Source organism: Mycobacterium sp. (genome assembly GCF_035653355.1).
Classification (GTDB): domain Bacteria; phylum Actinomycetota; class Actinomycetes; order Mycobacteriales; family Mycobacteriaceae; genus Mycobacterium.
The window spans coordinates 1-2,621 of sequence record NZ_DASRBZ010000218.1 but is presented as its reverse complement, the minus strand read 5'-3'; the positions used below and the strand labels follow the sequence as shown (position 1 = coordinate 2,621).

Genomic DNA, 2,621 nt, shown 5'->3' with positions numbered 1-2,621 from the left:
GTAGTCGCACGTCAAACCGAACTCGGCGCGGGCAGGGGGTGTGTTGACCGCGTAGAGCGCGAGTAGAAGCGATATGAGCAGAACCAGACAGACCCTCATAGGGGGAGGGTAGGGGGAGACAGCATGAGCCGCTGCCGTTTTCGCGCAGCTCATCGAGCGCGTTGATCGGTATACAAGTCACATCCGAATGGTCTCCGATCTCGCGATCCGCGTCGGGTTTCGCTTGTACCCGTACTTGGACCAGATCGTAAGGTTCGCCACAATGCGCGACACGGAGGTCATCGACACAGAGCTACTATCGGCCGCTATCCGTCGGGCATGCCGAGACGAGTACGGGATCCTAACGCCCGCCACGTATGACTGACGCACTTTGGATAACCAGACCAGGGGCCGGCTGGTGTTCCTACGGCGACGTTCGCAAGTCTTCTGGTCTGGCAAGGATCGAAACCGCTCCTTTGGATTCGAATAGGGCCAGGCGAATGTCATTGGGCGATTGGTAACCGTGTTCGCGCAGGATCGCGTCGATGTCCGCACGGGTGATTCCGCATCGTTTCAAGTTCAGCTGGTCAAGATGGCCATCTTTGATCAGTACTCGCACCGGTTTGTCAACCAGGCGGCGCATCGACGGCATGAAACGCAGCCGCGCGACAATGTCATGTGCTGCGACCAAAGTGAGTAAGGCAGCAGCCCCAGTGAGCCATGACGTGTCGGCGGCGGTGGCGGTACGGCCAACGATCGCGCCGATGGCGACGGCGGTGACCCAGTCAAACGGTGTTAGGGCGGCGATGGTGCGGCGCAAACTGAAGCGGAAAGCGGTCGCCGTGGTCACAAATAGTGCGAGCGCTTTGAGCGCTGCATAGGCTGCAGGATGCCACCCATCGACGAGCTGCAGTAGCACTTCCCTCATCGAAAACACCCGCCGTATCCACTCGCGCCGATTCCTTTGGGAATGCGTTCATCGGCAAATCGCACCATGACTTCGACCATCGTCGCTCCTCCTTTTTGTCGTGACGCTGACAACACCATGACGATGTGACGGATGGCCCAACTCCATACGGGATAAACACTTGTCATTGACAACACTGCGGTCGCTGAGGCAGTCGAGAAAGAGCCGCTCGACGCGTCAAGCGAAGTAGGGCCACCGGACACTAGTTTCCAATCCTCCTATTGGGATCGGAAGAAAACCTATCCGGATGGCCCAGCGCGCGACTCAGAGTGGCAGCCACCTTCTGTATCGGTGGGGGAGCCGGGGGCCGGTGATGTCGGCTCGAATCGTTTTGTCAGAGGTGCTGATACGACTGAGTCGGCTACCCGAGTCGAGGAGATCCGTCATTGCTTGCGTGGCCAGCTTGAGTTGGTGGACCTGACGGGTGACGGCGACAAAGCCCGGCGTAAGGATCAACACGACAGCCAGCGCGCAGACGGCGGCAATCGCCAGAGAAGTAAGGATCGGGCCGCGCCGGTCCGGAACATGTCGCTGGGGACCAAGCCCGTCAGCAGGAACACCAGCGCGTCATCAACACGATGCCCACGAGGTTCGTCAGAAGCAACAGCGCCGCACCACGAGCCAACTCCGGCAAGGTCAGCTTACCAGCGCAACTATTGCATAGTGCTACTATAGCGGATGGCTCCGTCCGCGAAGAGGTTGCGCTTATGAGGGTCGCCATTGTCGGTGCCGGCATCGCCGGACCGACTCTCGCCTACTGGCTATGGCGGTACGGCCACGAGCCGACGCTGATCGAGAAGGCGCCGCGGCCCCGCACGGGTGGGTATGCCGTCGACTTCTGGGGTGGCGGATATGCCGTCGCAGAACGTATGGGCCTCATCGACGAATTGCACAGTGTTGGGTATGCGGTCCAGGACGTGCGTCTGGTGGACCGGAAGTCGCGGAAGGCGGGCGGCTTTTCGGTGGATTCGTTCCGGCGGGCCGTCGATGGCCGGTTCGTCACTGTGGCGCGTGGTGATCTGGCGGCCATCATCTACCGTTGCATCCACCGTCATGTCGAAACGCTTTTCGGCGAAACCGTCTCAGCCATCGCTCAAGATGACTCGGGCGTGCAGGTCACGTTTGAACGCGGCTGGCGACGAATGTTCGACTTGGTCATTGGCGCCGATGGTATCCATTCGCCGGTGCGCCGTTTGGTGTTCGGGCCCGAAGCAGCGTTTGAGGCCGGTCTCGGGTACCGCGTCGCCGCTTTCGAAGTCCAGGGTTATCAGCCGCGCGATGAATTGGTCTACGTCGCTTACAACACGCCCGGGCGGATGGTTGGACGATTCGCGATGCGCGAAGACCGGACCTTATTCCTTTTCATTTTCGCGGCGGACCGTATGAGCGGCCCCGAGCCGCAGAACTTGGCTGAGGTCAGAAACACCCTGCGTGACGTCTTCGGCGACGCCGGCTGGGAGTGCGCCGAGATCTTGCGCGAGCTCGACTGCATTGCCGATGTGTATTTCGACAGGGTTAGCCAGATCGCCATGGACCGCTGGTCACAGGGGCGTGTGGCGCTTATCGGCGACGCCGCCGCTGCGGTCTCGCTGCTGGCGGGCGAGGGGGCGGGTCTGGCGATGGTGCAGGCTTATATCCTGGCCGGTGAAATCAACCGCGCCAGAGCCGATTACCA

General features: G+C 60.9%; 2 protein-coding genes. One reads left to right on the top strand and one right to left on the bottom strand.

All coding sequences use genetic code 11. The features are described from left to right. Positions 1 to 403 precede the first annotated feature (403 nt). Complete coding sequence (locus tag VFA16_RS07400; protein WP_324967188.1) at positions 404 to 907, bottom strand: DUF421 domain-containing protein; 504 nt, start codon at positions 905 to 907, stop codon at positions 404 to 406. A 746-nt stretch (positions 908 to 1,653) separates the two neighbouring features. On the opposite strand from VFA16_RS07400, the gene VFA16_RS07395 reads away from it, so the two are divergent. Further along, a partial coding sequence (locus tag VFA16_RS07395; RefSeq protein ID WP_324967187.1) for an FAD-binding domain occupies positions 1,654 to 2,621 on the top strand: 968 nt, incomplete at its 3' end.

Bases quoted from the DNA above. Each gene is read 5' to 3' on its own strand.
- VFA16_RS07400 (WP_324967188.1), bottom strand. From the start codon at position 907: ATGAGGGAAGTGCTACTGCAGCTCGTCGATGGGTGGCATCCTGCAGCC.